This is a genomic window from Polaromonas sp., from assembly GCF_029945925.1.
Classification (GTDB): domain Bacteria; phylum Pseudomonadota; class Gammaproteobacteria; order Burkholderiales; family Burkholderiaceae_C; genus Polaromonas.
In genome coordinates, this window is the sequence record NZ_JAQSDN010000054.1 from 119138 (window position 1) to 141892 (window position 22755).

General features: G+C 65.1%; 22 protein-coding genes. 15 read left to right on the forward strand and 7 right to left on the reverse strand.

Features of this window, described 5'->3' with window-relative positions; genetic code table 11:
- Positions 1-283: 283 nt before the first annotated feature.
- From PSV40_RS19000 to PSV40_RS19025, 6 genes are all read left to right on the forward strand, one after another.
- Complete coding sequence (locus tag PSV40_RS19000) at positions 284-1483, forward strand: amino acid ABC transporter substrate-binding protein (protein ID WP_300540786.1); 1200 nt, start codon at positions 284-286, stop codon at positions 1481-1483.
- Between the two features lie 114 nt (positions 1484-1597).
- Positions 1598-2473 (forward strand): branched-chain amino acid ABC transporter permease, encoded by an 876-nt coding sequence (locus tag PSV40_RS19005; RefSeq protein ID WP_096698334.1) that lies wholly within the window; start codon positions 1598-1600, stop codon positions 2471-2473.
- A 205-nt stretch (positions 2474-2678) separates the two neighbouring features.
- Complete coding sequence (locus tag PSV40_RS19010; RefSeq protein ID WP_300540790.1) at positions 2679-3656, forward strand: branched-chain amino acid ABC transporter permease; 978 nt, start codon at positions 2679-2681, stop codon at positions 3654-3656.
- On the forward strand, positions 3649-4404 hold the full coding sequence (locus PSV40_RS19015; RefSeq protein ID WP_300540793.1) for an ABC transporter ATP-binding protein: 756 nt from the start codon (positions 3649-3651) through the stop codon (positions 4402-4404). The genes PSV40_RS19010 and PSV40_RS19015 overlap by 8 nt, the downstream gene beginning before the upstream one ends.
- Positions 4401-5198: an ABC transporter ATP-binding protein gene (locus PSV40_RS19020; protein WP_300540796.1), complete on the forward strand. Its 798-nt coding sequence runs from the start codon at positions 4401-4403 to the stop codon at positions 5196-5198. Before PSV40_RS19015 ends, PSV40_RS19020 begins: the two co-directional genes overlap by 4 nt.
- A 27-nt stretch (positions 5199-5225) precedes the next feature.
- On the forward strand, positions 5226-6680 hold the full coding sequence (locus PSV40_RS19025) for an aldehyde dehydrogenase (protein ID WP_300540798.1): 1455 nt from the start codon (positions 5226-5228) through the stop codon (positions 6678-6680).
- Positions 6681-7016: 336 nt separating this feature from the next.
- Here the strand turns inward: PSV40_RS19025 and PSV40_RS19030 are convergent, their stop codons facing one another.
- Together PSV40_RS19030 and PSV40_RS19035 are read right to left on the reverse strand one after the other, a co-directional pair.
- On the reverse strand, positions 7017-7289 hold the full coding sequence (locus tag PSV40_RS19030) for a YkgJ family cysteine cluster protein (protein WP_300540801.1): 273 nt from the start codon (positions 7287-7289) through the stop codon (positions 7017-7019).
- Positions 7290-7349: 60 nt separating this feature from the next.
- Positions 7350-7928, reverse strand: a complete 579-nt coding sequence (locus PSV40_RS19035; protein WP_300540803.1) for an NAD(P)H-dependent oxidoreductase — start codon at positions 7926-7928, stop codon at positions 7350-7352.
- Between the two features lie 329 nt (positions 7929-8257).
- Between PSV40_RS19035 and mnmG the strand changes: the two genes are divergently transcribed.
- The 6 genes from mnmG (at position 8258) to PSV40_RS19065 (ending at position 14098) form a co-directional block, all read left to right on the forward strand.
- Positions 8258-10285 (forward strand): tRNA uridine-5-carboxymethylaminomethyl(34) synthesis enzyme MnmG, encoded by a 2028-nt coding sequence (gene mnmG, locus PSV40_RS19040; RefSeq protein ID WP_300540806.1) that lies wholly within the window; start codon positions 8258-8260, stop codon positions 10283-10285.
- The gene (gene rsmG / locus PSV40_RS19045) at positions 10285-10944 is read left to right on the forward strand and encodes a 16S rRNA (guanine(527)-N(7))-methyltransferase RsmG (RefSeq protein WP_300540809.1); all 660 of its coding nucleotides are present in this window, start codon (positions 10285-10287) and stop codon (positions 10942-10944) included. The genes mnmG and rsmG overlap by 1 nt, the downstream gene beginning before the upstream one ends.
- A 109-nt stretch (positions 10945-11053) precedes the next feature.
- Positions 11054-11680 carry a LysE family transporter gene (locus PSV40_RS19050; RefSeq protein ID WP_300540811.1) on the forward strand — a complete coding sequence of 209 codons (627 nt, stop codon included), beginning with the start codon at positions 11054-11056 and terminating at the stop codon, positions 11678-11680.
- Positions 11681-11711: 31 nt separating this feature from the next.
- Entirely contained in the window at positions 11712-12482 is a 771-nt protein-coding gene (locus tag PSV40_RS19055) for a ParA family protein (RefSeq protein ID WP_096698324.1), read from the forward strand.
- A 90-nt stretch (positions 12483-12572) separates the two neighbouring features.
- Positions 12573-13112, forward strand: a complete 540-nt coding sequence (locus PSV40_RS19060) for an alpha/beta fold hydrolase (protein WP_300540815.1) — start codon at positions 12573-12575, stop codon at positions 13110-13112.
- 50 nt (positions 13113-13162) lie between these two features.
- A complete protein-coding gene (locus tag PSV40_RS19065; protein WP_300540818.1) occupies positions 13163-14098 on the forward strand; it encodes a ParB/RepB/Spo0J family partition protein in 936 nt (311 codons plus the stop codon).
- A gap of 39 nt (positions 14099-14137) precedes the next feature.
- Here the strand turns inward: PSV40_RS19065 and PSV40_RS19070 are convergent, their stop codons facing one another.
- From PSV40_RS19070 to PSV40_RS19080, 3 genes are all read right to left on the reverse strand, one after another.
- On the reverse strand, positions 14138-16030 hold the full coding sequence (locus PSV40_RS19070; RefSeq protein ID WP_300540821.1) for a patatin-like phospholipase family protein: 1893 nt from the start codon (positions 16028-16030) through the stop codon (positions 14138-14140).
- 167 nt (positions 16031-16197) lie between these two features.
- Positions 16198-17622, reverse strand: coding sequence for an FAD-linked oxidase C-terminal domain-containing protein (locus tag PSV40_RS19075; protein ID WP_300540824.1), 1425 nt, complete (start codon positions 17620-17622; stop codon positions 16198-16200).
- 92 nt (positions 17623-17714) lie between these two features.
- Complete coding sequence (locus PSV40_RS19080) at positions 17715-18068, reverse strand: EF-hand domain-containing protein (RefSeq protein ID WP_300540827.1); 354 nt, start codon at positions 18066-18068, stop codon at positions 17715-17717.
- 147 nt (positions 18069-18215) lie between these two features.
- Here PSV40_RS19080 and PSV40_RS19085 point away from each other — a divergent pair, with 147 nt between their 5' ends.
- Positions 18216-18782, forward strand: a complete 567-nt coding sequence (locus tag PSV40_RS19085) for a cob(I)yrinic acid a,c-diamide adenosyltransferase (protein ID WP_300540830.1) — start codon at positions 18216-18218, stop codon at positions 18780-18782.
- A gap of 70 nt (positions 18783-18852) precedes the next feature.
- On the opposite strand, the gene PSV40_RS19090 is transcribed toward PSV40_RS19085, so the two are convergent.
- A complete protein-coding gene (locus PSV40_RS19090; protein WP_300540833.1) occupies positions 18853-19275 on the reverse strand; it encodes a hotdog fold thioesterase in 423 nt (140 codons plus the stop codon).
- 161 nt (positions 19276-19436) lie between these two features.
- On the opposite strand from PSV40_RS19090, the gene PSV40_RS19095 reads away from it, so the two are divergent.
- Together PSV40_RS19095 and PSV40_RS19100 are read left to right on the forward strand one after the other, a co-directional pair.
- Positions 19437-20729: an AsmA-like C-terminal region-containing protein gene (locus PSV40_RS19095; protein ID WP_300540836.1), complete on the forward strand. Its 1293-nt coding sequence runs from the start codon at positions 19437-19439 to the stop codon at positions 20727-20729.
- A 347-nt stretch (positions 20730-21076) separates the two neighbouring features.
- Positions 21077-21424, forward strand: coding sequence for a hypothetical protein (locus tag PSV40_RS19100; protein ID WP_300540838.1), 348 nt, complete (start codon positions 21077-21079; stop codon positions 21422-21424).
- A gap of 33 nt (positions 21425-21457) precedes the next feature.
- On the opposite strand, the gene PSV40_RS19105 is transcribed toward PSV40_RS19100, so the two are convergent.
- Complete coding sequence (locus tag PSV40_RS19105) at positions 21458-22744, reverse strand: solute carrier family 23 protein (RefSeq protein WP_300540840.1); 1287 nt, start codon at positions 22742-22744, stop codon at positions 21458-21460.
- Positions 22745-22755: the final 11 nt, after the last annotated feature.

The window sequence follows — 22755 nt, forward strand, 5'->3', positions numbered from 1 at the left end:
GCCTCCTGCCGAGCCGCCTCAAAGGAGGCATGCGCCCCCTCGGGGGGCAGCGAACCAAAGTGAGCGTGGGGGGTCATGATGTCTCCGGTTTTTGTGGGCTCGGCCCATGCAAAGATTATGGGTGTTGTGCCATGTCCTGTTGCAGTTACGGGTCAAGGGTTAACCCGGATCGCCGTGCGCTGACCGTCAACTGCTTTGTGCGCGCAAAGCAAAGCGCCCGGCCCGGTGTCTGCCTATCATGCGGGTTCCAACAGCCCTTCAGGGCGACTACACAGGAGACACCATGGTCCAGTCATCGAAGCGTCAATTGCTCAAAGGCGCCGCAGCCGCCGTCGGGGCCGCCGCCTTTGCCCCCTCCCTTTTTGCCCAGGCGGGCCCGGTGCGCATCGGCTATGCCATTGCCCGCACCGGCCCGTGGACCGGCGGCGCGCAGGTCAGCCAGGAGCCCAACTACCTGCTCTGGGCCGAGCAGGTCAACGCGGCCGGCGGGCTGGACGTCAAGGGCACCAAACGCCCGATCGAGCTGATCAGCTCCGACGACCGCAGCGACATCGAAACCTGCGTGCGGTCGTATGAAAAACTGATGGGCAGCGACAAGGTTGATTTGATCCTGCCGCCCTGGGGCAGCAATGCCAACTTCGCGATTGCGCCGCTGGCCAACCGCATGGGCTACCCGGTGCTGGCGCCGACCGCGCTGTCGCGCAAGCTGGTCGAGCTGAAGCTGCCGAACTTCTTTTTGCTGCTGCAGCAGCCCGACCGCATGGTTGGCGCGCTGGTGGACATGCTGGTGGCCAATGGCGTGAAGACGGTGGCCGTCATTTACGTGGACGACCTGTTCGGCCTGGAGAATTTCTCGGCGCTCAAGGTCGCGCTGCGCAGCACCGGCATCCAGGTGGTGGAAGAAAAAAGCTACCCCGGCGACATCAAGGATCTGTCGCCGGTGCTGCGCTCCATCAAGGACAAGAACCCGGAGGCCTTCATCGGCCTGAGCTACCCGCCCGACACCATCCTGGCCAGCAAGCAGTCCAAGGAAATCGGCTTCAACCCGCGCTTCTACTATGCCTCGGTCGGCACCGCCTTCCAGCTCTACCGCAACGTGATGACCCCGGCCGGCGCCGAAGGTGTGCTGGGCATGGGCTCGTGGAACAGCAAGACCAGCCCGGGCGCCAAGGCCTACTTCGATGCACACACCAAGAAGTTCGGCGGCAAGGAGCCGGACCGCTGGGCCAGCGGCCACTGCTGGGCCGGCCTGGAGATCCTGCAGGCGGCCGTGGCCAGGTCCGGTCTGGACCGCAAGGCGATCCGCGACTACATCGCCGGCAACACGCACAAGACCATCATCGGCGACGTCAAGTTCACCGGCAGTGAAAACACCGCCACGCCGGGCAGCGTCGGCCAGTGGCAGAACGGCGAGTTCGAGGTAGTGTGGCCGCAGAAGATGGCCACCGCCAAGCTCAGCCTCGTCAAGCCCGCCTGGAAATAACTACAAGAAAGTGTCATTGCGGGCCTGACCCGCAATCCATGCCTCATGCATCCATGGTGAGCGGGGCGCCATGGATGCCGGATCAAGCCCGGCATGACAGAACTGCGCCATCCCATGTCACTTTTTTCCTGGCTTGAACTGATTGCCTCCGGGCTGATTACCGGCGGCATCTACGCGCTGGTGGCACTCGGGCTGAACCTGCAGTACGGGTTGATGCGCATCCTGAACATCGCGCACGGCGAGTTCCTGATGCTGGGCGCCTACCTGACCTGGATGGCGCACACCACGCTGGGCATCTCGCCGCTGCTGATGGTGCCGGTGTCTTTTCTGGCGCTGATGGCGCTGGGCCTGGTGATCCACAAGCTGTGTTTCCGGCGGCTGACGGTCACGTCGCCGAACCTCGACATCTTCGAGGCGCGCGGCCTGATGGTGGCGTTCGGCCTGATGTTCCTGGTGCAGAACTTTGCCTCCTTCATGTGGGGCGGCGACCTGCGCGGCTACGACTACCTGGCCGAGCCGGTGAAAATCGGCGAGGCCCAGTTTGCCGGCAACAAGCTGCTGGTGTTCGGCCTGGCGCTGCTGTTCAGCGGCGCGCTGATTGCGCTCTTGCGTTTCACGCTGCTCGGCAAGGGTGTGCGTGCGCTGATGCAGTCGCCAACCGGCGCGCAGCTGGTGGGGATCGACACGCAGCGCCTGCACCCGCTGATGTTCGGCATTGGCCTGGGGCTGTCGGGTGTGGCCGGCTGCCTGCTGTCCATGGCCTACACCATCACGCCTTCGATGGGCGAGCCCTATACCGTCACTGCACTCATCGTCATCACGCTGGGTGGCTTCGGCAGCATGAGCGGCGCGCTGGCCGGTGGTCTGCTGCTGGGCGTGGTGGAAGCGCTGGGCATGCATTTCACGAATCCTTCGCTGAAAGCGCTGCTGTCCTACAGCGTGTTTATTGCGGTGTTGTTGTTGCGGCCGCGCGGCCTGTTTGCCAAATAGAAAAACACATGTCCACTACTCAGATCATTGCCGGCAACACGCGGTTCTTGCTCCCTCTCCCCCCGGGAGAGGGTGGGGGTGAGGGCGCGCAGCAGTCCACAACGTGCAACGGCCATTCCATGCACAGGCCGCAGCCCTCACCCCCACCCTCTCCCAAGGGGCGAGGGGGTCAAACCGACCCTTGCGACCTGTGGGTGCACCCGGCATGAAAGATCGCCAGATTCTTGTGCGCGACCTGTTGCTGCTGCTGGCCTTTGCCGGCTGGGCGCTGGCGCTGCCGCATTACGGCAGCGAGTTTGTCGTCTCGATGGCGCTGACCTGCCTGATGTACGTGGCGCTGTCCTCGAGCTGGGGCCTGTTTTGCGGCAGCACGCGTTACCTGTCGCTGGCGACCTCGGCCTTCTTCGGCATCGGCGCCTACACCAGTGCGATTGCGCTGGAAAAAATGGCCTGGCTCGAGTCGATTGCACTGGGCGCCGGCATTGCCACCGTGGTGGCCGTCGTCATGGGCGCGGCCGTGCTGCATTTGCGCGGCACCTACTTTGCGGTGCTGACCTTCGGCATGACCGAGCTGATCCGCCATGCGGTGACCTACTTTGAAAAGAAGGTCACCGGCACGGTGGGCCGGGTGCTGACCGTGGTGCCCGACCGCGACACGATTTACCTGACGGTGCTGGCACTCGCCGTGCTGGCGGTGCTGGTCTCCATCATCGTGCGGCGCAGCCGCTTCGGCTTGGCGCTGATGGGCATAGGCGCCGACGAGCAGCGCGCGCAGACGCTGGGCGTGAACACGCGGCTGATCAAGGTGGCCGGTTTTGCGATGACGGCGGCTTTTGCCGGCGCCGTGGGCGCGGCCATGGCCGTGCGCTGGACCTACATTGACCCGCACACGGTGTTCAACCCTTTCATCGGCTTCCAGACCGTGCTGATTGCGCTGATCGGTGGCGCGGTCACGCTGTGGGGCCCGCTGATTGCGGCCATTGTGTTCAGCGTGCTGGCCGAGACCCTGCGCCTGCAGGCGCCGCAGGTCTACATGATGTCGCTCGGGCTGCTGCTGATTTTGAGTGTGCTTTACCTGCCGGGTGGGCTGGCCTCGCTGCGCTGGGGCACGTTCATGCTCTGGTGGCAGGGCGGCCGCAGCTGGTTGCGTGGCTTGAGCCGCAAGGAGCGCAAGAATGGCTGAATTGCTGCTGCAGGCGCGTGACATCACGGTGCGTTTTGGCGGCCTGACGGCGGTCGATGCCGTCAGCGCCGACTTCCACGCTGGCGAACTCGTTGGCATCATCGGCCCGAACGGCGCCGGCAAGACCACGTTTTTCAATGCGATTTCGGGCGTGATCCCGCCGACCGGCGGACAGCTGCTGGCGGCCGGGCGCGACCTGGCCGGCCAGGGGCCGCACCGTTATGCCGCGGCCGGTGTGGCACGCACCTTCCAGACACCGCGCGTGTTTCCCGACATGAGCGTGGCCGCCAACATCGACTTCGGGCTGAAGTTTGCCGGGCGAACGCGCAAGGGCTCCTGGCATCTGCGCGACGAAACCAGCATTCTCGAGCTGATCGGCCTGCACGCCCAGGCGGCCTTGCCGGCGGGCGCCATCACCCCGTCGCAGCAGCGCCTGCTCGAAGTCGGCATGGCGCTGGCCACGCGGCCGCGTTTGCTGCTGCTGGACGAGGTGGCGGCCGGCCTGACCGAAGCCGAGATTGAAAACATGGCGCAGTTGATACGCCGCATGCGTGACGAACTGGACCTGACGGTGATCTGGATCGAACATGCGGTGACCACGCTGCTGCGCCACGTCGAACGCGTGATCGTGCTGCACCAGGGCCGCAAGATTGCCGACGGTACGCCGGCCGAGGTGGTGCGCAATGCCGAAGTGATTGAAGCCTATCTGGGAGATGAGATGGTGGAAGCCTCGGGAGTGCCGGCATGATGTGGTACGCCCCGTCTTTTGTGCTCGGCGCGTCAGGCCATGCACACCTCAAGGTCCAGGGCCTGAGCGCAGGATACGGCGCCTTCCTGGTGCTGCGCGATCTGACGCTGGAAATCAAACCCGGCCTGACGGTCATCCTCGGCCCCAACGGGGCCGGTAAGACCACCCTGCTCAAGGCGCTGTCCGGCCTGATTCCGCGTGGCGGCGAGGTGTTGCTCAACGGCCAGGCCCTGCCCGTCAAGACCAGCGAGATCGTGCAGCGTGGCATGGCCCTGGTGGCCGAGGGCCGGCAGCTGTTTCCGCAAATGACCGTGACGGAAAACCTGGAGCTTGGCGGCTGGTTGGTCGGCAAGGCCGAACGCACGCGGCGTCTCGAGCAGGCCTTCACCGATTTTCCCAAGCTGCGCGAACGCGCGCAGCAACTGGCCGGCACCATGAGCGGCGGCGAGCAGCAGATGGTGGCGGTGGCGCGCGCCATGATGAGTGCGCCGCGCCTCTTGATGCTGGACGAACCCTCGCTGGGCCTGGCGCCGCGCATGGTGGACGAGTTGCTCGCGATCACGCGGCGTATTGCCGACAGCGGCACCACGGTGCTGATGGTCGAGCAGAACGTGAAGAAGGCGCTGGCCGTGGCCGACCGCGGGTATGTGCTGGAGCGCGGCACGCTGGTGGCCAGCGGGCCGGCGGCGCTGCTGGCGCGGTCGACCGTCATTCGCGAAGCCTACCTGGGGGCGGCCCCGGCCCCGGTCTCATCCACCTCCAACTCCACCCCTTCTTCGCCCGTTCGTGCCTGATTTATTTTTCCATCAAGGAGTACCGCAATGTCTGACATGTCCATGCTGATCAACGGCCTGAAGGTCACCGCTGAAAAAGGCGCCACCTTCGAGCGCCGCAACCCGCTCGATGGCAGCGTCGCCACCCGCGCACCGGCCGCCTCCCCGGCCGACGCGGTGATGGCGGTGGAAGCCGCCGCCGAGGCCTTCAAGACCTGGAGCGAAACCGGCCCGAGCGCGCGCCGCGCCCTGCTGCTCAAGGCGGCCGATGCGCTGGAGGCGAAGACGCCGCAATTTATCGAAGCCGTGGCCGCCGAGACCGGCGCTTCCGGCATGTGGGCCGGCTTCAACGTGATGCTGGCCGCCGGCATGATCCGCGAGGCGGCCTCGCTGACCACGCAGATCAGCGGCGAGGTGATTCCGTCCGACGTGCCCGGCAGCCTGGCCATGGGCGTGCGCCAGCCGGCCGGTGTGGTGCTCGGCATTGCGCCATGGAACGCGCCGGTCATTCTCGGTGTGCGCGCGATTGCCACGCCGCTGGCCTGCGGCAACACGGTGATCTTCAAGGGCTCGGAAAACTGCCCGCGTACGCACCAGCTGATCGTGGAGGCTTTTGCCGATGCCGGCTTTCCGCCCGGTGTCGTCAACTACATCACCAACGCGCCGGCCGACGCGGGCGCCGTGGTCGAAGCCATGGTGGCGCACCCGGCGGTGCGGCGGGTCAACTTCACCGGTTCGACCAAGGTCGGCAAGATCATCGCGATGACCTGCGCGAAATACTTGAAGCCGGTGGTGCTGGAGCTGGGCGGCAAGGCGCCGCTGGTGATCCTCGACGACGCCAACATCGACGACGCGGTCAACGCCGCCGCCTTCGGCAGCTTTGCCAACAGCGGCCAGATCTGCATGTCCACCGAACGCATCATCGTGGACCAGAAGATCGCCGACGCGTTTGTCAAGAAGTTCGCGGCCAAGGCCAGCGCCTTGCCGCTTGGCGACCCGCGCAAGCCCGAGCCGGTGGTGCTGGGCTCGGTGATCGGCATGGGCACGGTCGAGCATTGCAATGCGCTGATCGACGACGCGCTGGCCAAGGGCGCGAAGCTGGCCTGCGGCGGCAAGGCCGAGAACACGCTGATGCCCGCGACCGTGCTGGACCATGTGACGCCCGCGATGCGCATCTACCACGAGGAGACCTTCGGCCCGGTCAAGTGTGTGGTGCGTGTGAGCGGCGTGGAGGAGGCTGTGGCCTGCGCGAATGACAACGCCTACGGCCTGTCGGCAGCAGTGTTCGGTGGCGACATCGCACGTGCCTTCAACGTGGCCAGACGCATCGACTCCGGCATCTGCCACGTCAACGGCCCGACCGTGCACGACGAGGCGCAGATGCCGTTTGGCGGCGTCAAGGGCAGCGGTATCGGGCGCTTCGGCGGCAAAGCGGGGGTGGCCGAGTTCACCGAGCTGCGCTGGATCACGATCCAGACGACGCCGCGGCACTATCCGTTCTGATCTGGCGTTCTCGCGCGCAGACGGGACCTTTGCATCACGCTGCGCCAGAGGTTCGCTCAGGACAGTGGGTGTAACTCCCCACTCCCACCCCTAGCCCCTCGCCCCGCTGGGCGATGGAGGGGGACTTCATGTGGCCGCGTGTGCTGCACCCGCGTGCAAACATGACGGCCGCTGGACTCCGACATGACGCGCTTTGCGCGTCATGTCTCCCCGCATTCGGCGAGGTTCTATGGTTCGCGTCAAGCAGGTTTTGCGTTAATTAGCAGTTTTGACGGCTCAAACGCCTGGCCTGACCTCCACACCGCAAAGCGCGAGTCAGCAAACATGGATCCCGTATCAGGTTCGGGATGACAGGCGGGGCGCCGTAGCCTGTTCGAGCAGGGTGAGCCAGGCCAGTGCCACAGGCGCACTGTCTCCACACATCTCCACCGACGGCATCAACTGCCCGCAGACGGCCGGGCGGTCCGGCTGTCCGAAGATGCGGCAGGCATTGGCCTCATCCAGCTGCACACAGCGCACGCCAGCCGGTTTGCCCTGCGGCATGCCGGGAATCGGCGAGCTGATGGACGGCGCGATGCAGCAGGCGCCGCAGCCGGGACGGCAGTTCATGCCAGGCCGCTATAAAAACAGGAGCTGTTTGCGCATGACTGGAGCTGGCTGGGGGCCGATTTAGTCATTCAATCGGCGGCTGGCGTCCAGCACCTGGGTGATCACCGCCTGCACGCTGCTGCGGTGTTTCTCATTGACCAGTTCACCTTGCGCGTCGAACGCATCACCCGCGTGGCCCAGCGCAAAGGCTTTGGGTGCGACCCAGCACTGCGCGTTGAGCAGCAGCGGCACCAGGTGGCTTTGTGACCGCAGGCCGCCCAAGGCGCCCGGCGAGGCGCTGAGCATGCCCACGACCTTGCCGCTGAAAGACTTGAAGCCTTCCTGCCAGGCCGGGTCGGCCTTGACCGGGCTGGAGACCCAGTCGATGGTGTTCTTGAGCAGGGCGGTGTAGCTGCCGTTGTATTCGGGCGAGCAGATGATCCACGCGGGATGCTCGAACAGGATCTGCTTGAGCTTCATGACGTCGGCCGGCGTGCCTTTGGCTTCGAGGTCGGCGTTGTACATCGGGATGTCGAAGTCCGCCAGCTCGATGTGGGTCACGTCGGCGCCGCTGGCACGCGCCAGATCGGCGGCCGCATGGGCCAGCTTGCGGTTCAAAGAGGCGAGCCGGGTGCTACCGGCGAAGATCAGAAGTTTCATGCCCCTATTGTGCTTGTGTGCCGGTGCCTTCGCCGTCTTGCCGGTCTGGGCGCTCCTGCTGCCACGTTTTATGGGTTGTTTTGGCCGTGAGCCCTTATGCAGCAAGCGCCAGCAGCTATTAAAATCATAGCAATCAGTTTGCCTTGCCGATAGAAGAAATGGCATTGACCTTGTTGGGGGCCGGCAGCACAAAAAAGAGGCACCCTGATAAAATCACGCTTTTCGTCCTGTGAAAGCGGCAAGCTGTTTGCTGACCTCTCCGGCCCGGCCGGTCTTTTCCAGGGCGTGCAGGCATCTCGCCTGACGACTGCTTTATTGAAGGAGGCGTGATGCACTCGCCTTATGTATATCCGCAAGAATTTGACGTGATCGTGGTCGGTGGCGGCCATGCCGGCACCGAGGCCGCGCTGGCTGCTGCCCGCATGGGTTGCAAGACCCTGCTGCTGACCCACAACATCGAGACCCTGGGCCAGATGAGCTGCAACCCCTCGATAGGCGGCATCGGCAAGGGCCACCTGGTCAAGGAGGTCGATGCCATGGGCGGCGCGATGGCGCTGGCCACAGACGAAGGCGGCATCCAGTTCCGCATTCTCAACAGCTCCAAGGGCCCGGCCGTGCGCGCCACCCGGGCGCAGGCCGACCGGATTCTGTACAAGGCCGCGATTCGCCGCAGGCTGGAAAACCAGCCCAACCTCTGGCTGTTCCAGCAGGCCGTCGATGACCTGATGGTCGAAGGCGACCGTGTCGTCGGGGCGGTCACGCAGGTCGGCATCAGGTTCCGCTCGCGCACCGTGGTGCTGACGGCCGGGACGTTTCTGGACGGCAAGATCCATGTCGGGCTCAACAACTATGCCGCGGGCAGGGCGGGTGACCCGCCGGCGGTGTCGCTGAGCGCGCGGCTGAAGGAGCTCAAGCTGCCGCAGGGCCGGCTCAAAACCGGCACGCCGCCGCGCATCGACGGGCGCAGCATCGACTTCAGCAAATGCACGGTGCAGCCGGGCGACGGCATGCCGGGCGGCACATCCGGGCCGGTGCCGGTGTTCAGCTTCATGGGCGGGCGCATCCAGCACCCGAGGCAGATGCCTTGCTGGATCACCCATACCAACGAGCGCACGCACGAGATCATCCGCTCCGGTTTCGACCGCAGCCCCATGTTCACCGGCAAGATCGACGGCGTGGGCCCGCGCTACTGCCCGAGTGTCGAGGACAAGATCAACCGTTTTGCCGGCAAGGAAAGCCACCAGATTTTCCTGGAACCGGAAGGTCTCTCCACCCACGAGATCTACCCCAACGGCATCTCGACCAGCCTGCCGTTTGACATCCAGTACGACCTGGTGCGCTCCATGGCCGGCATGGAGAACGCCCACATCCTGCGCCCGGGCTACGCGATCGAATACGACTACTTCGACCCACGCGCGCTGAAAACCAGTTTTGAAACCCGGTCCATTGGCGGGCTGTTTTTCGCCGGGCAGATCAACGGGACCACGGGTTACGAGGAAGCAGCGGCCCAGGGCATGTTTGCCGGCATCAATGCCGCGCTGCAATGCAGGGCACTCGGTGGCTTGCCCAACGATCATGGCGGTGCCTGGCTGCCGCGGCGCGACGAAGCTTACCTGGGTGTGCTGGTGGACGACCTGATCACCAAGGGTGTGACCGAGCCTTACCGCATGTTCACCAGCCGGGCCGAGTTCCGCCTGATGCTGCGCGAAGACAATGCCGACATGCGCCTGACCGAAAAGGGCAGGGAGCTGGGGCTGGTGGACGATGCCCGCTGGGACGCCTTCAACCGCAAGCGCGACGCTGTTTCACGTGAAACAGAACGGCTGCGTTCCGTCTGGGTCAACCCGCGCAGCCTGCCGCAGGCCGAGGCTGAACGTGTGCTGGGCAAGGCCATCGAGCGTGAGTACACCCTGCTCGATTTGCTGCGCCGCCCCGACGTGAGCTACGCGGCGCTGATGTCGCTGGATGGCGGCAAATATGCGAATGCCGAGCTGGCACCTCCCGCCGAGGGTGTTTCACGTGAAACAGAGGCGGCCGACATGGCGGCCAGCGTGATCGAGCAGATCGAGATTGCCGTCAAATACGCCGGCTACATCGACCTGCAGAAGACGGAAGTGGAGCGCGCCTCGCACTACGAAAATCTCAAGCTGCCCGCCGACCTGGATTACCTGCAGGTCTCGGCGCTGAGTTTCGAGGCGCGGCAAACCCTGGCCAAACACCGGCCCGAAACCCTGGGCCTGGCCTCGCGCATCTCCGGCATCACGCCGGCGACCGTGTCGTTGTTGCTGGTGCACCTGAAGAAGAACCTCTGGAAAAACACGGTTCCCCTGAAACCTGCTGAACAAGCCGAAGCCTGATGCGCAGCGGTGAACAGGATTTGCGCGCCGGCCTGAAGGTGCTGCAGCTGGACCTGGAGGATCATCAGGTCGGGCAGTTGCTGGACTATCTGGACCTGATTGCCAAATGGACCAAGGTCTACAACCTGACGGCCGTGCGTGATCCTGCGGAAATGATGACGCATCACCTGCTCGACAGCCTGGCGGCCATCGCACCGCTGCGGTGTCATTTGCAGCAGGCCGGGTTGGGGCAGGGGGCCAGTCTGCTGGACGTCGGTTCGGGAGCCGGTTTGCCGGGCGTGGTCATCGCCGTCTGTTGCCCGGCCGTGGCCGTGACCTGCGTGGACACGGTGGCCAAGAAGGCCGCGTTCATCAAGCAGGCGGCGCTGGCCTTGAAGTTGCCCAACCTGACCGGCCTGCATGCGCGGGTCGAAACGATAAACCGGCCTTTTGACGTGATCTGCTCGCGCGCCTTTGCGTCGCTGGTTGACTTCACGCAATGGTCGGCCGGGGCGCTGGCGCTGCAGGGCGTCTGGATGGCCATGAAGGCCAAACACCCGGCGGACGAAATCGCCGCCTTGCCGGCCACGGTGGAGGTGTTTCACGTGGAACAGTTGCAGGTGCCGGGGCTAGACGCCGAGCGTTGTCTGCTCTGGCTGCGACCCAAAACCGCGGCTTAGCCTTAGTCCCGGGCGAAAAAACTGCACATCGGGTGCCTATGACGGGCGCCGGCGGCTTTTCAGCCTGTGCGCTGACGTAAACTCAAAACCTCTGTTTCTGGAGGTCTCCATGTTGGGTTCATTTGTCGGTGTCGCTGATTACGGCGCTTTTGTTGTCGCCATCATTGTTTTTCTGCTGATTCCCGGCCCCGGCAACCTGGCGTTGATCACCTCGACCAGCAAGGGCGGCATTCCGGGCGGGCTCGGCGCCACCTTCGGTGTGATCGCTGGAGATCAGGTGCTGCTCTGGGCCGCGGTGGCTGGCGTGTCGGCCGTGATGGCCGCTTACCCGACCGCCTTTCATGCGGTGCAATGGGCCGGTGCGGTTTACCTGGCTTGGCTTGGGTTCAAGATGCTGATGGCCAAACCCGGCGATGCCCCCATCCTGCAGATCAAGCCGCGCCACTATTTCCGCCAGACCCTGCTGATCACCTTGCTCAACCCCAAGGCCATCGTTTTCTACATGGCCTTCTTTCCCCTGTTTGTCGACCCGGCCCAGCACCAGGGCCTGAAAACCTTTGCCGTCATGGCGACCACCATCGCCGGCTTGACCTTTCTGTATGGCCTGACTTCGGTGCTGATCACCTATTTTCTGGCTGCGCGTATCCGCGCCAACCCGAAAATTTCTGCGGTGCTGAACAAGGCGGCTGGCGTGTTCCTCATCGGCTTCGGCATCAAGCTGGCCATTTCCAAGTAAACCTCCCGATCTCCAGAACCCAAAGAACAACATGGCCAAAATATTCTGCGTTGCCAACCAAAAGGGCGGGGTGGGCAAAACCACCACCACGGTCAATCTGGCGGCGGGTCTGGCCAAGGTCGGCCAGCGCGTGCTGATGATTGACCTGGACCCGCAGGGCAACGCCACCATGGGCTCGGGTGTGGACAAGCGCAAGCTCGAACTCACGGTGTACGACGTGCTGCTCGAATCCGCGTCGGTGCTGGAGGCGCGGGTGCGCAGCGAGAAATGCGGCTACGACGTGCTCGGTGCCAACCGCGAGCTGGCCGGCGCCGAGGTCGAGCTGGTCGATGTCGAGCGCCGCGAAAAGCGGCTCAAGCTGGCGCTGGCCGACGTCGGTGAGCACTACGACTTCGTGCTGATCGATTGCCCGCCCTCGCTCTCGATGCTGACGCTCAACGGCCTGTGCTGTGCCCATGGCGTGATCGTGCCCATGCAGTGCGAGTACTTTGCGCTCGAAGGCCTGACGGATCTGGTCAACACCATCAAGCAGGTGCACGCCAACCTCAACAAGGACCTGGCCATCATCGGCCTGCTACGCGTCATGTTCGACCCGCGCATCACCCTGCAGCAGCAGGTCAGCGACCAGCTGAAAGAGCATTTCGGCGACAAGGTGTTCAACACCGTGATCCCGCGCAATGTGCGGCTGGCCGAGGCGCCCAGTTACGGCCTGCCCGGCGTGGTGTTTGACCCGTCGTCCAAAGGCGCGCAGGCCTTCGTCACCTTCGCCGAAGAGATGGTGCAACGCATCAAGGCCATGTGATGGTCCGGGTTTCAAGCCAAATTGGCCTCCAGCCCAGATACCACCTGAGCCGACAGCTATCAAAACCATAGTACATCTGCTTTTTTCGGCATGAAATCCTCGAACGTCCTGATCCTCCCCGGCTGGCAAAACAGCGGCCCCGACCACTGGCAAAGCCGCTGGGAGCGGGCGCACGGTTACCAGCGTGTGGAGCAACACGACTGGATGCACCCGCTGCGCGGCGACTGGATTGCGCGGCTCGAAGAGGTGCTGCTGTCCTGCGGCGAGCCCGCCGTGCTGGTCGCGCACAGCCTGGGCTGCGTGCACACGGCGGCCTGGGCCGCCCATTCGAAAAACACGCAGCGCGTCAAGGGCGCGCTGCTGGTCGCGCCGCCCGATGTGGAGCGTGAGGACATCCGCCCCATGCTCAGCAGCTGGGCGCCGGTGCCGTTGCAGCCGCTGCCTTTTCCGGCGGTGGTGTTTGCCAGCAGCAACGACCCGTTTTGCGCACCCGCGCGGGCGGCCCAGTTCGCCGCCGCCTGGGGCGCCAGGCCGATCGACGCCGGTGCACGCGGCCACCTCAATGCCGACAGCGGCCTGGCCGACTGGCCCGAGGCCCACGAACAACTCCTGCGGCTGATGTGTCTGTGACGCATCAGCCGCAGCAACCCCTTATCCGAACCTGAGAAAGACAAGACACCATGGTCACCAAAAAACCCAAAGGCCTGGGCCGCGGACTCGAAGCCCTGCTGGGCCCCAAAGTCAGCGAAGCCGGGGACGCCGACCAGGGCAACAGCAGCGCCACCAGCCCCGGCCAGCCGGCCTCGCTGCGGCTGACCGACCTGGTCGCCGGCCAGTACCAGCCGCGCACACGCATGGACGAGGGCGCGCTCTACGAACTCGCCGAGTCCATCAAGGTGCAGGGCATCATGCAGCCGATTCTGGTGCGGCGCCTGACCAGCGGCACCAACGACGGCAAGTACGAAATCATTGCCGGCGAACGGCGTTTCCGTGCGGCCAAAATCGCCGGCCTGGACAGTGTGCCGGTGCTGGTGCGCGACGTGCCCGACGAGTCTGCCGCGGCCATGGCGCTGATTGAAAACATCCAGCGCGAAGACCTCAACCCGCTGGAAGAAGCCCAGGGTTTGCAGCGCCTGATCAAGGAGTTTGGGCTCACTCACGAACTGGCCGCGCAGGCCGTGGGCCGCTCGCGCAGCGCCGCCTCCAACCTGCTGCGCCTGCTGAATCTGGCCGAGCCGGTACAGACCATGCTGATGGCCGGCGACATCGACATGGGCCATGCAAGGGCGCTGCTGGCGCTGGACCGGGCCACCCAGATCACCGCCGGCAACCAGATTGCGGCCAAAAAAATGTCGGTGCGCGAGGCCGAAAGCCTGGTCAAAAAGCTCAGCGCCGAGTTCTCGCTCAAGCCGCAGAAAAACACCAAGGAAAAGTCACGCGACACCCGCCGCGTGGAAGAAGAGCTGGCCGACCTGCTGATGGCCGACGTGGAAGTCCGCGTCAAAAAACAGGTCAAGCGCAATGGCCGGCGCGAGGACACCGGCGAAGTCGCCATCCAGTTCGCCTCCATGGACGAGCTGAACGGGCTGATCGAGCGCCTGCGCGGCAACAAATAGGCGCAGCCCTCGCTGAGCGGGCGTGAGCAGCTATAAAGTTTATAGCGACGGCCGCACCCGCAGTTCCGGCTCCGGGATGGCAACAAAGGGAAGGCGTTGGGCCAGCGGCAGGAAGTCGTCCGCAAACTGTTTCAGCAAGGCACACATGGCGCGCAGCGCCTGCGCTTCGTCTGCCGTGATCGGGCGGTCAAAGCCCGCCGCCTTGTCCAGGCCGGCCAGGTCGATCAGCGCCTCCCAATCGGTGGACGCGGGGCTTTGCGCCAGTGCGGCGCGCACCCCCGGCAGGCGTTTTTCCAGCATGCGCAGGAACACGTTCAGGCGCACCCAGCGTTGTTCGTCCCAGCCGGTGATGCGCGCGGGGTCGGCAGCCGGCAGGTAACGCCGGATCAGGTCATCGGCCGCCTCCAGGCCCCGGCTGGACACACTCGTGATGGTTTCCGTCGGCATGTTCAGGTTCAGCCCGCCTTCCTGCGGGTGCAGCCGCAGACGCACGACGCGGTCGCGCACGCCCGGCATGCGCGACAGGGTGTTGTCGTTCCACTCCTGCATGGTGTTGACCAGCGCGGCAATGAAACCGCCCATGCGGCTGCCGGGATGACCTTGCTCGTCAAAACGCTGCCAGCGTTCACCATAGCCGTAGTAGTAGCGGGTGGGCAGAAAGGTCATGTTCGTACGCCCGGGCAGTTTGGGCTCCAGGGTGATGCCAAACGTGGGCCACGCCGGCACCAGGCCGTCAAACATGTGAATCGGAAAGTTGGACGACAGGCCGCCATCCGAGAACCAGCAGCGCTTGAAGCTTCGCCTGCCCACGCCTTCCTTCGCGTCATAGTCGATGGCCCACAGGGGAACCGCCGCAAACAGCAGCGGAAAACTCAGGCTCATGCGGGCTGCCAGCACGACCGGAAAATCCTGCGGTGCCGGCAACTCCAGCAGCCCCTGGCCGTCGGTCGTGGCCGGGTCCCATAACGCCCGGTCGGGGGCCAGTTCGTAGGCCCGGCTGTGTCCAGTGAGCCAGGCAAGCACATCAGCGGGCAGGTAACGCGCCAGCTCCTCCCGGCGATAAAACAGCCGCTGCTGCGTGGCGGCATGCTGGCCCTGGTTGCGCTGCCGGTCGCCTTTCTCGAAGGGCAGCACGTAGGGCCGGCCATGCGACAGGTTGGTGGTGAACATCTGGAGATGGATCGACTTGGGCGGCACGGTGATTGGCAGCGTGCTGCCCTCGGGCGGAAAGCCGGGGGCGTTCCAGAGGTCGCCGAAGGTCAGGGGCGGGTCGCCCAGCGTGCGGCCCGCGGCCTCCTGGATGGTGTCGTGGAGCCAGGGCGTGAGGGCAGGGTCGGCATGACCGGGCTCGCTCATGCCCGTGCACAGCCCGAAGCCATTGGCCGTGACCTGGCGCGTGACATCGCGGTAAACCCCCCAGAGCACCAGCCCGGTACCCGCCAGCACGAAGGTCAGCACGCCGGCCAGCAAGCTGCTGTACCAGCCGGCCGCCACGGCCAGCACCAGCGCAACCAGGCTGGCCGCCCAGTAGGCCAGCAGCAGCCCGCGGACGATGTGGAGTACCCGGCGCCAGGTTCCGCCACGGTTCAGGGCCAGCACCAGCACCGAGAACAGCCGCTGCGTCGCCTGTTGCGGCTGGAACAGGCGCAGCAGGCGGCTGGCGCCCTGTGGGTCCGGCCGCTCTCCGAGTTCGTCCGGCAAGCGGGCGAGGCGCTCAAACCCGGCCATGCTGCCCGTGTGCCGCCGGCGGTACTCCGCGGCGGCGGTCACGGCCGCCGCAATGGCGCCGGCCGATGAGCCGCCTATGTTCTTGAAGTGGTAGTGCGCCGCCAGCCGGCTGATCGCCTTGGGGTAAACAATGCCGCTGGTGACGCCGCCTTTCATCACCAGGTCACAAAACCGGTCTTTGGGCGGGAGGGGGTGTTCGTTCATGGCGTCCTCGGGGTGTGCGGGAGGACGATCACCCTAACGACAAAACACGCGGCGCGCAACCTCGCATTGGGGGAGGTCGAGCCCCTGGTACTTTTGTGTTCGTTCTGATTTGCCCGCCATGAACAGGGCGGACAAGGGCAAGGCCGGGCGTCAGGCCGCTGCGGCGTTCACAGCGTGAAGATCTTGCCCGGGTTCATGATGTTGTGCGGGTCCAGCGCGCGTTTGATGGTGCGCATCATGTCGACCGCGCCATTGCCGGCTTCGGTCACCAGAAAGTCCATCTTGTGCAGGCCGACGCCGTGTTCGCCGGTGCAGGTGCCTTCCAGGCGCAGCGCGCGCGCCACCAGCGTGTGGTTCAGGGCCTCGGCTTTCACGCGTTCTTCGGGCTTGTCCGGATCGATCAGGTAGCCGAAGTGGAAGTTGCCGTCGCCCACGTGGCCGACGAGGAAGTAGGGGATGCCGCTGGCATCGGCTTCGCTGACCGAGTCGAGCAGGCAGTCGGCCAGGCGCGAGATCGGTACGCAGGTGTCGGTCGAGATCGCGCGGCAGCCGGGGCGCGACTGAATGGCCGCAAAGTAGGCGTTGTGCCGTGCGGTCCACAGGCGCGTGCGTTCCTCGGGGGTGCTGGCCCATTCAAAGGCGTTGCCGCCCATGTCCGTGGCGATCTCCTGCACGGTCTCGGCCTGCTCCTTGACGCTGTTGGGCGAGCCGTGAAACTCCATCAGCAGCATGGGTTCTTCGCGCAGGCCGAGTTTGGCGTAGGCATTGACCATGCGCACGGTGTTGGCGTCAATCAGCTCGACACGTGCAATCGGAACGCCAAGCTGGATGATCTGGATGGTGGTGCGCACCGCCGCCTCGATGCTCGGGAAGGAGCAGATTGCCGCCGAGATCGCCTCGGGCAGCGGGTAGAGCTTGACGGTGATTTCGGTGATCACGCCCAGTGTGCCTTCGCTGCCCACCATCAGGCGCGTGAGGTCGTAACCGGCCGACGATTTTTTGGCGCGCGTGCCGGTGCGGATGACTTCGCCGCTGGCGGTGACCACTTCCAGCGCCAGCACGTTTTCGCGCATGGTGCCGTAACGCACGGCGTTGGTGCCGCTGGCGCGCGTCGCGCTCATGCCGCCTATCGTGGCATCGGCGCCGGGGTCGATCGGGAAAAACAGGCCGGTGCTCTTGACCTCTTCATTGAGCTGCTTGCGCGTCACACCGGCCTGCACCGTCACGGTCAGGTCTTCGGCATTGATGGACAACACCTTGTTCATGCGGCTCACGTCAATGCTGATGCCGCCCTGCACGGCCAGCAGATGGCCTTCGAGCGAGGTGCCGACGCCAAAGGGAATGACCGGCACCTGGTACTGCGCGGCGAGCTTGACGACATCGGCCACGTCGGCCGTGCTTTCGGCAAACACCACGGCCGCCGGCGGCGGCGCCGCAAACGAGGACTCGTCGCGGCCATGCTGCTCACGCACCACCAGGGCGGTGGAGCAGCGCTCGGCAAACCTTGTTTTCAGGGCCTCGATCAGGGCCAGCGGCACGGCGCGCAGATTGAGTTGGGGCAACAGGTGGTCGGGGTGGGTGGGGGCGTTCATGGTGTCTCCGGTCTGAGGCTCCAGTTTACGACGAGTCCCAAGCCCGTGGGGGGCCTACCCGGCGCCACCCACGGACCGTCTGGCCACCCGCGTCAGGACTTCAGCGCGATTTCAAACTCTTCCCGTGACACCAATTTGTCCTTGTTCGTGTCGCTCTGGTCAAAACGCTGTTCCACGGCGGGCAAACGCACGGCCTCCTGCCGGCTGAGCTGGCCGTCCTTGTTGGCATCCGCGCGGATGAAGGCCGCGCCCACCTCCTGGTTGGTGGGGCCGGACGGCGAGGGTGCGCTCTGGGTGGAGGGTGTACCCGCGCCGCTGGGTGTTTTCAAGCCTGCGGTGTCGGCGCCCTGGGCATGCGCACCCAGCGCGGCGCCGACGGTCAGCGCGGCGAGCAGCGCAACGCTGCGAATTTCGAAGTTGGGAATAAAATGAAAAGCAGACGTCATCGAGACAGGTCCTTGAAGTTGAAGAAGCTGTCATTGCAACGCAGTGAGCCCGAGCCGGCCAGCACTCTTGCACGCTGTTGCCTCATTGACATCATCGGTCGCTCCACAACATATTCTTTCCCGGCGTAAGCTGCCGGATATTTACCCATGGCCAACCGACTCACACAGATCGCCACCCGCACGGGGGACGACGGCAGCACCGGTCTCGGTGACAACACCCGCGTGTCCAAGGACAGCCTGCGCGTGCATGCGATGGGCGATGTCGACGAACTGAATTCGCAGATCGGCGTGTTGCTGTGTGAAGAGATGCCGGCCGACGTGCGCGAACTGCTGGTCGAGGTGCAGCACCAGCTCTTCAACCTGGGCGGCGAGCTGTCGATTCCCGGCTTCGAACTGCTCAAGCCCGAAGCGGTGGCGCTGCTTGATGCGGCGCTCGAAAAATACAACGCGACCCTGCCGCGCCTGCAGGAGTTCATCCTGCCGGCCGGTTCGCGCGCCGCCGCGCTGGCGCATGTGTGCCGCACGGTGGCACGCCGCGCCGAACGCGCGGTGGTGGCCCTGGACAAGGCCGAGACGCTGAACGAGTCGCCGCGCCAGTACCTGAACCGCCTGAGCGACCTGCTGTTCGTGTTGTCGCGCGTGCTCAACCGCATGAACGGCGGTGACGACGTGTACTGGAAGAGCGAACGGCTGGCCCGGACGGCCGCGGACTGACCCACTCATTTGCTATTATATTAATAGCTGTTTGCGCCCGTCCAGTAAGGGCTGAGGGGCGATTTCGTTCTTAACGCGGAACCAGCATCGCCATCGTGATCCGCGAGACGCAGGTCAGCTCCCCGGCCTCGTTGGTCAGCTCGATGGCCCAGACCTGGGTGCTGCGGCCTATGTGCACCGGCCGGGTGGTCCCGATGACCCAGCCGCTGGTGACGCCCTTGAGGTGGTTGGCGTTGATGTCCAGGCCCACCGTGCGGTGGCCTTCGGCCGCCGCAAAGGCGGCGCCGCAGGAGCCCAGCGTTTCAGCCAGCACCACCGACACACCGCCGTGCAGCAGGCCATAGGGCTGGCGCGTGCGTTCATCGACCGGTACGCGGGCCCGGATGAAGTCGTCGCCGACCTCCAGGAATTCGATGCCCAGGTGCGTCACCGCGCTGTTGGCGTTGTTGAGGGTCAGCAGTTCGACAGAAATCGGTTGTTTCCAGATAGGCATCGCGGTTCCACAGGGCTTCAAAAGGGCGGGTAACCCAGACTATAAAGAGATTGCGGCCTACAAGTGCCGCGCGGCCAGCCTCTTAAGCTCAGGAAAGGCAGACGGCAGGTGGCAGGTGGCAGATGCAGATAACAGATGGTGCAACAACGGCGGAAGGCAGCATGGCACGCAGACAAACATGGATGGTGGCCGCAGGTGGCTTGGCGGCGCTGCTGGGGGCCTTGTGGCTGGCGCTGGTGTGGTTCATCCCCGGTGACGAGGACCTGGCCGCCCATGCCGCCGGTGAACTGCAGGGCCGGCTCGGCGTACCGGTGCGGCTGGGCGCGCTGCACTGGCGCCTGCTGCCGGTGCCGGCAGTGGTCCTTGAGGACGTGGCGACCGACCAGCCGCAGCCCATCACGGTCAAAAAGCTCACCGCCTACCCGGATCTGCTGGCCCTGCTGCAGCGGCGCGTGATCCTTGACCGTGTGGAACTCGACGGTGCGGTCGTGCCGCAGCTGTCCTTGCGGGCGCTGGACGCGACGCCACGCGGCGCCGCCGCGGAGGCCGGGGCCATGCCGCTGGCGCGTTTCGTGTTTCGCGACCTGACCTGGCTGTCGCGCCATGGCGTGGCGGTGGTGTACGACGGCGAAATCGACTTTGACCCGGGCTGGCGGCCCCGCCAGGCCGTGGTGCGGCGCCCCGGGTTCACGCCCGCAACCGACCTGACCCTGACCCGGCAAGGGCAGGAAGACCGCTGGGCCGCTCACATCAACGTCGGCGGTGGCACGGCCAATGGCGAGGTGCAGTTGCAGACCCGTGCCGACGGCCGCCTGGTGCTGGACGGGCAACTGCGGCCCAGCGGGGTTGACGTGGCGAGCGCGGTGGCCGCCTTCAACCGCAAGCCGGTCATCGCCGGCAAGGCCACGGGAAACACCGTGCTGTCGGCCCAGGCGGACACCCTGGTCGGACTGGCGCAGTCGCTGCATACCAAAACAGTGTTCACCATGGGCGCCTCCACCCTGCTGCGCTTCGATCTCGACAAGGCCGTGCGCAGCTTCGGCAAGGACCATGCTGGGCAGACCCCGCTTGACGCGGTGTCCGGCCAGCTTGCCACCCAGAACACGCCACGCGGCATGGTGACGAATTTCACGGGCATCAAGGCCAGGTCGGGGGCGCTGACTGCATCCGGCCAGGCCCGGCTGTCCAACCGGCAGATCGAGGCCGAATTTGCGGTGGATCTGGTGGACGGCATCGTCGGGGTGCCGCTGGTGCTCAGCGGGCCGGTGGACAAAGTGGCGGTGTCGGTCTCGGGCGGCGCTGTTGCCGGCGCGGTGCTGGGCACGGCGGTGCTGCCCGGCATCGGGACGGCGATAGGCGCGCGCCTGGGCGCCACCCTGGGCAGGCTGTTCGATTCGGGGCCGGACCGCCAGCCGGGCAAGGCCGCACCCGCAACGCCGGGAACGGCTCCCTAGGAGTCTGCGCGGCAGAAGGAGCGTCGGCTACAAGGCGACCGCAGCGGTCCATTTTTCACCGGCTTATTGCCCCATAGCGACGGCTGTGGCGCTGCAAATCCGGCAAAAACTCTCCTCGCCGGGGCCGCTTTTTGCTACGACGCCTTCTGCTGCGCAGACTCCTGGCGGCACCGGCCCGTCGCATCCGCCTTTTTTCAGCCGGCGCCTGAAGCCTGATGGCCGTGTGGGTATGTGTGGCCCCGGAAGGTGCACTTGGTTAACATAGGGGCTCCAGGCTTCGGGCGGCCCTGCGTCCCCCGGGCGTTTTGTGCTGCCAGATCCTTCCCGTTTTCCGTGAGGTGTTCACCATGTCCAAGTCATCCCAACCGTCCCCGCAGTCGGCTCCTTCTGCAGACACGCCACTGGAACGTGCGCTTGACCGGAACGAAACCGTCGAGAAAACCGTAAAACAGTCCAGCGCCGAGCTGTTTGTGATCAATGCGGTGCTCAAACAGGAAATTCCCGAGCATGTTCAAACCGGGGATGTGGCCCAGGCGCTGCAAAAGACCGGCGAACTCGAAGGCAAGATCCAGGAATCTGCCGCCGACCTCGCGCATGTCAACGAGCTGCTGGAGCAGGAAATCGGCGAACGTGCCGATGTGGAACGTGAGCTTGCCACCACCAAGGTGGCGCTCGCCAAAGCACAGGCGAAATAGGCCCCGCTCAGGCGGGGCACTGGCTGCCTTGCTTTACTTCCTGCGGTTGAGCAGGGCGTACAGCAGGATGGCGCCAAAGGTGGCGGTGCCGATGCCGCCCAGCGCGAACTGGCCGAACTTCAGCGTGAAGTCGCCGGTGCCCAGCACCAGCGTGATGGCGGCGACCAGCAGGTTCTTGTTGTCGGAAAAATCGACCTTGTTGTCGACCCAGATTTTGGCGCCGGCCACCGCAATCAGGCCAAACACCACGATGCTGACGCCGCCCATCACCGGCAGCGGAATCGCCTGGATCAGCGCGCCGAACTTGGGGCTGAAGCCCAGCACCACCGCGATCAGGCCGGCGACCACAAACACCGCTGTCGAATAGATCTTGGTGGCGGCCATCACGCCGATGTTTTCAGCATAGGTGGTGACACCGGTGCCGCCCGCAGCGCCCGAAACCATGGTGGCCACGCCGTCACCGATGAAAGCCCGGCCCATGTACTGGTCGAGGTTTTTGCCGGTCATGGCGGTCACGGCCTTGATGTGGCCGAGGTTTTCCGCAACCAGGATGATGGCCACCGGCGCAATCAGCAGCATGGCATTGGCGCTGAACACCGGGGCGGCAAAGCCGGGCAGGCCGAACCAGGCCGCATTGGCAATCGGTGAGAGGTCCACTGGCTTGCCCAGCCCCATGCCGTTGGTGAGCGCCGCATAAATCAGCGTCGCGACGATCAGGCCGACCAGGATCAGCAGGCGCTGCACCATGCCGCGCGTCATCACGGCAACCAGCGCCACGCTGACAAAGGTCACGACCTGCATCCAGGAATCAAAGTTGCTGGCGGCCATGTTCTTGATCGGGATGCCGGCCAGGTTCAGGCCGATCACCGCCACCACGGCGCCGGTGACCACCGGCGGCATGAAACGTTCAATCCAGCCGGTGCCGACGGCCTGCACGATGGCGCCAATGACCGTGTACAACAGGCCGCAGGCAATGATGCCGCCCAGCGCCACGCCGATGTTGGGGTTGGGCCCCTTGCCGGCGTAGGCGGTGGCGGCGATCACCACACCGATGAAGGCAAAACTCGAGCCGAGGTAGCTGGGCACCTTGCCGCCGGTCATCAGGAAAAAGATCAGCGTGCCGATGCCGCTCATCAAAATCGCGATGTTGGGGTCAAAGCCCATCAGGATGGGCGCCAGCACCGTGGCGCCGAACATCGCAATCACGTGCTGCACACCCATCACCGCCGTTTGCGGCCAGGGCAGGCGCTCGTCGGGGCCGATCACCCCGCCTTGCTGCAATACCGCGCTGCTCTTTTCTGTCCAGTCCAGCATCCCCATGGCATTCCCTC

What these genes read in the sequence shown, in the direction of transcription:
- PSV40_RS19010 (WP_300540790.1), top strand. Translation starts at nt 2,679, where the DNA reads ATGAAAGATCGCCAGATTCTTGTGCGCGACCTGTTGCTGCTGCTGGCC.
- PSV40_RS19030 (WP_300540801.1), bottom strand. Translation starts at nt 7,289, where the DNA reads ATGAACTGCCGTCCCGGCTGCGGCGCCTGCTGCATCGCGCCGTCCATC.
- PSV40_RS19105 (WP_300540840.1), bottom strand. Translation starts at nt 22,744, where the DNA reads ATGGGGATGCTGGACTGGACAGAAAAGAGCAGCGCGGTATTGCAGCAA.
- PSV40_RS19065 (WP_300540818.1), top strand. Translation starts at nt 13,163, where the DNA reads ATGGTCACCAAAAAACCCAAAGGCCTGGGCCGCGGACTCGAAGCCCTG.
- PSV40_RS19085 (WP_300540830.1), top strand. Translation starts at nt 18,216, where the DNA reads ATGGCCAACCGACTCACACAGATCGCCACCCGCACGGGGGACGACGGC.
- PSV40_RS19060 (WP_300540815.1), top strand. Translation starts at nt 12,573, where the DNA reads ATGAAATCCTCGAACGTCCTGATCCTCCCCGGCTGGCAAAACAGCGGC.
- PSV40_RS19080 (WP_300540827.1), bottom strand. Translation starts at nt 18,068, where the DNA reads ATGACGTCTGCTTTTCATTTTATTCCCAACTTCGAAATTCGCAGCGTT.
- rsmG (WP_300540809.1), top strand. Translation starts at nt 10,285, where the DNA reads ATGCGCAGCGGTGAACAGGATTTGCGCGCCGGCCTGAAGGTGCTGCAG.
- PSV40_RS19075 (WP_300540824.1), bottom strand. Translation starts at nt 17,622, where the DNA reads ATGAACGCCCCCACCCACCCCGACCACCTGTTGCCCCAACTCAATCTG.
- PSV40_RS19090 (WP_300540833.1), bottom strand. Translation starts at nt 19,275, where the DNA reads ATGCCTATCTGGAAACAACCGATTTCTGTCGAACTGCTGACCCTCAAC.
- PSV40_RS19025 (WP_300540798.1), top strand. Translation starts at nt 5,226, where the DNA reads ATGTCTGACATGTCCATGCTGATCAACGGCCTGAAGGTCACCGCTGAA.
- PSV40_RS19000 (WP_300540786.1), top strand. Translation starts at nt 284, where the DNA reads ATGGTCCAGTCATCGAAGCGTCAATTGCTCAAAGGCGCCGCAGCCGCC.
- PSV40_RS19035 (WP_300540803.1), bottom strand. Translation starts at nt 7,928, where the DNA reads ATGAAACTTCTGATCTTCGCCGGTAGCACCCGGCTCGCCTCTTTGAAC.
- PSV40_RS19070 (WP_300540821.1), bottom strand. Translation starts at nt 16,030, where the DNA reads ATGAACGAACACCCCCTCCCGCCCAAAGACCGGTTTTGTGACCTGGTG.
- PSV40_RS19095 (WP_300540836.1), top strand. Translation starts at nt 19,437, where the DNA reads ATGGCACGCAGACAAACATGGATGGTGGCCGCAGGTGGCTTGGCGGCG.
- PSV40_RS19055 (WP_096698324.1), top strand. Translation starts at nt 11,712, where the DNA reads ATGGCCAAAATATTCTGCGTTGCCAACCAAAAGGGCGGGGTGGGCAAA.
- PSV40_RS19015 (WP_300540793.1), top strand. Translation starts at nt 3,649, where the DNA reads ATGGCTGAATTGCTGCTGCAGGCGCGTGACATCACGGTGCGTTTTGGC.
- PSV40_RS19100 (WP_300540838.1), top strand. Translation starts at nt 21,077, where the DNA reads ATGTCCAAGTCATCCCAACCGTCCCCGCAGTCGGCTCCTTCTGCAGAC.
- PSV40_RS19050 (WP_300540811.1), top strand. Translation starts at nt 11,054, where the DNA reads ATGTTGGGTTCATTTGTCGGTGTCGCTGATTACGGCGCTTTTGTTGTC.
- mnmG (WP_300540806.1), top strand. Translation starts at nt 8,258, where the DNA reads ATGCACTCGCCTTATGTATATCCGCAAGAATTTGACGTGATCGTGGTC.
- PSV40_RS19020 (WP_300540796.1), top strand. Translation starts at nt 4,401, where the DNA reads ATGATGTGGTACGCCCCGTCTTTTGTGCTCGGCGCGTCAGGCCATGCA.
- PSV40_RS19005 (WP_096698334.1), top strand. Translation starts at nt 1,598, where the DNA reads ATGTCACTTTTTTCCTGGCTTGAACTGATTGCCTCCGGGCTGATTACC.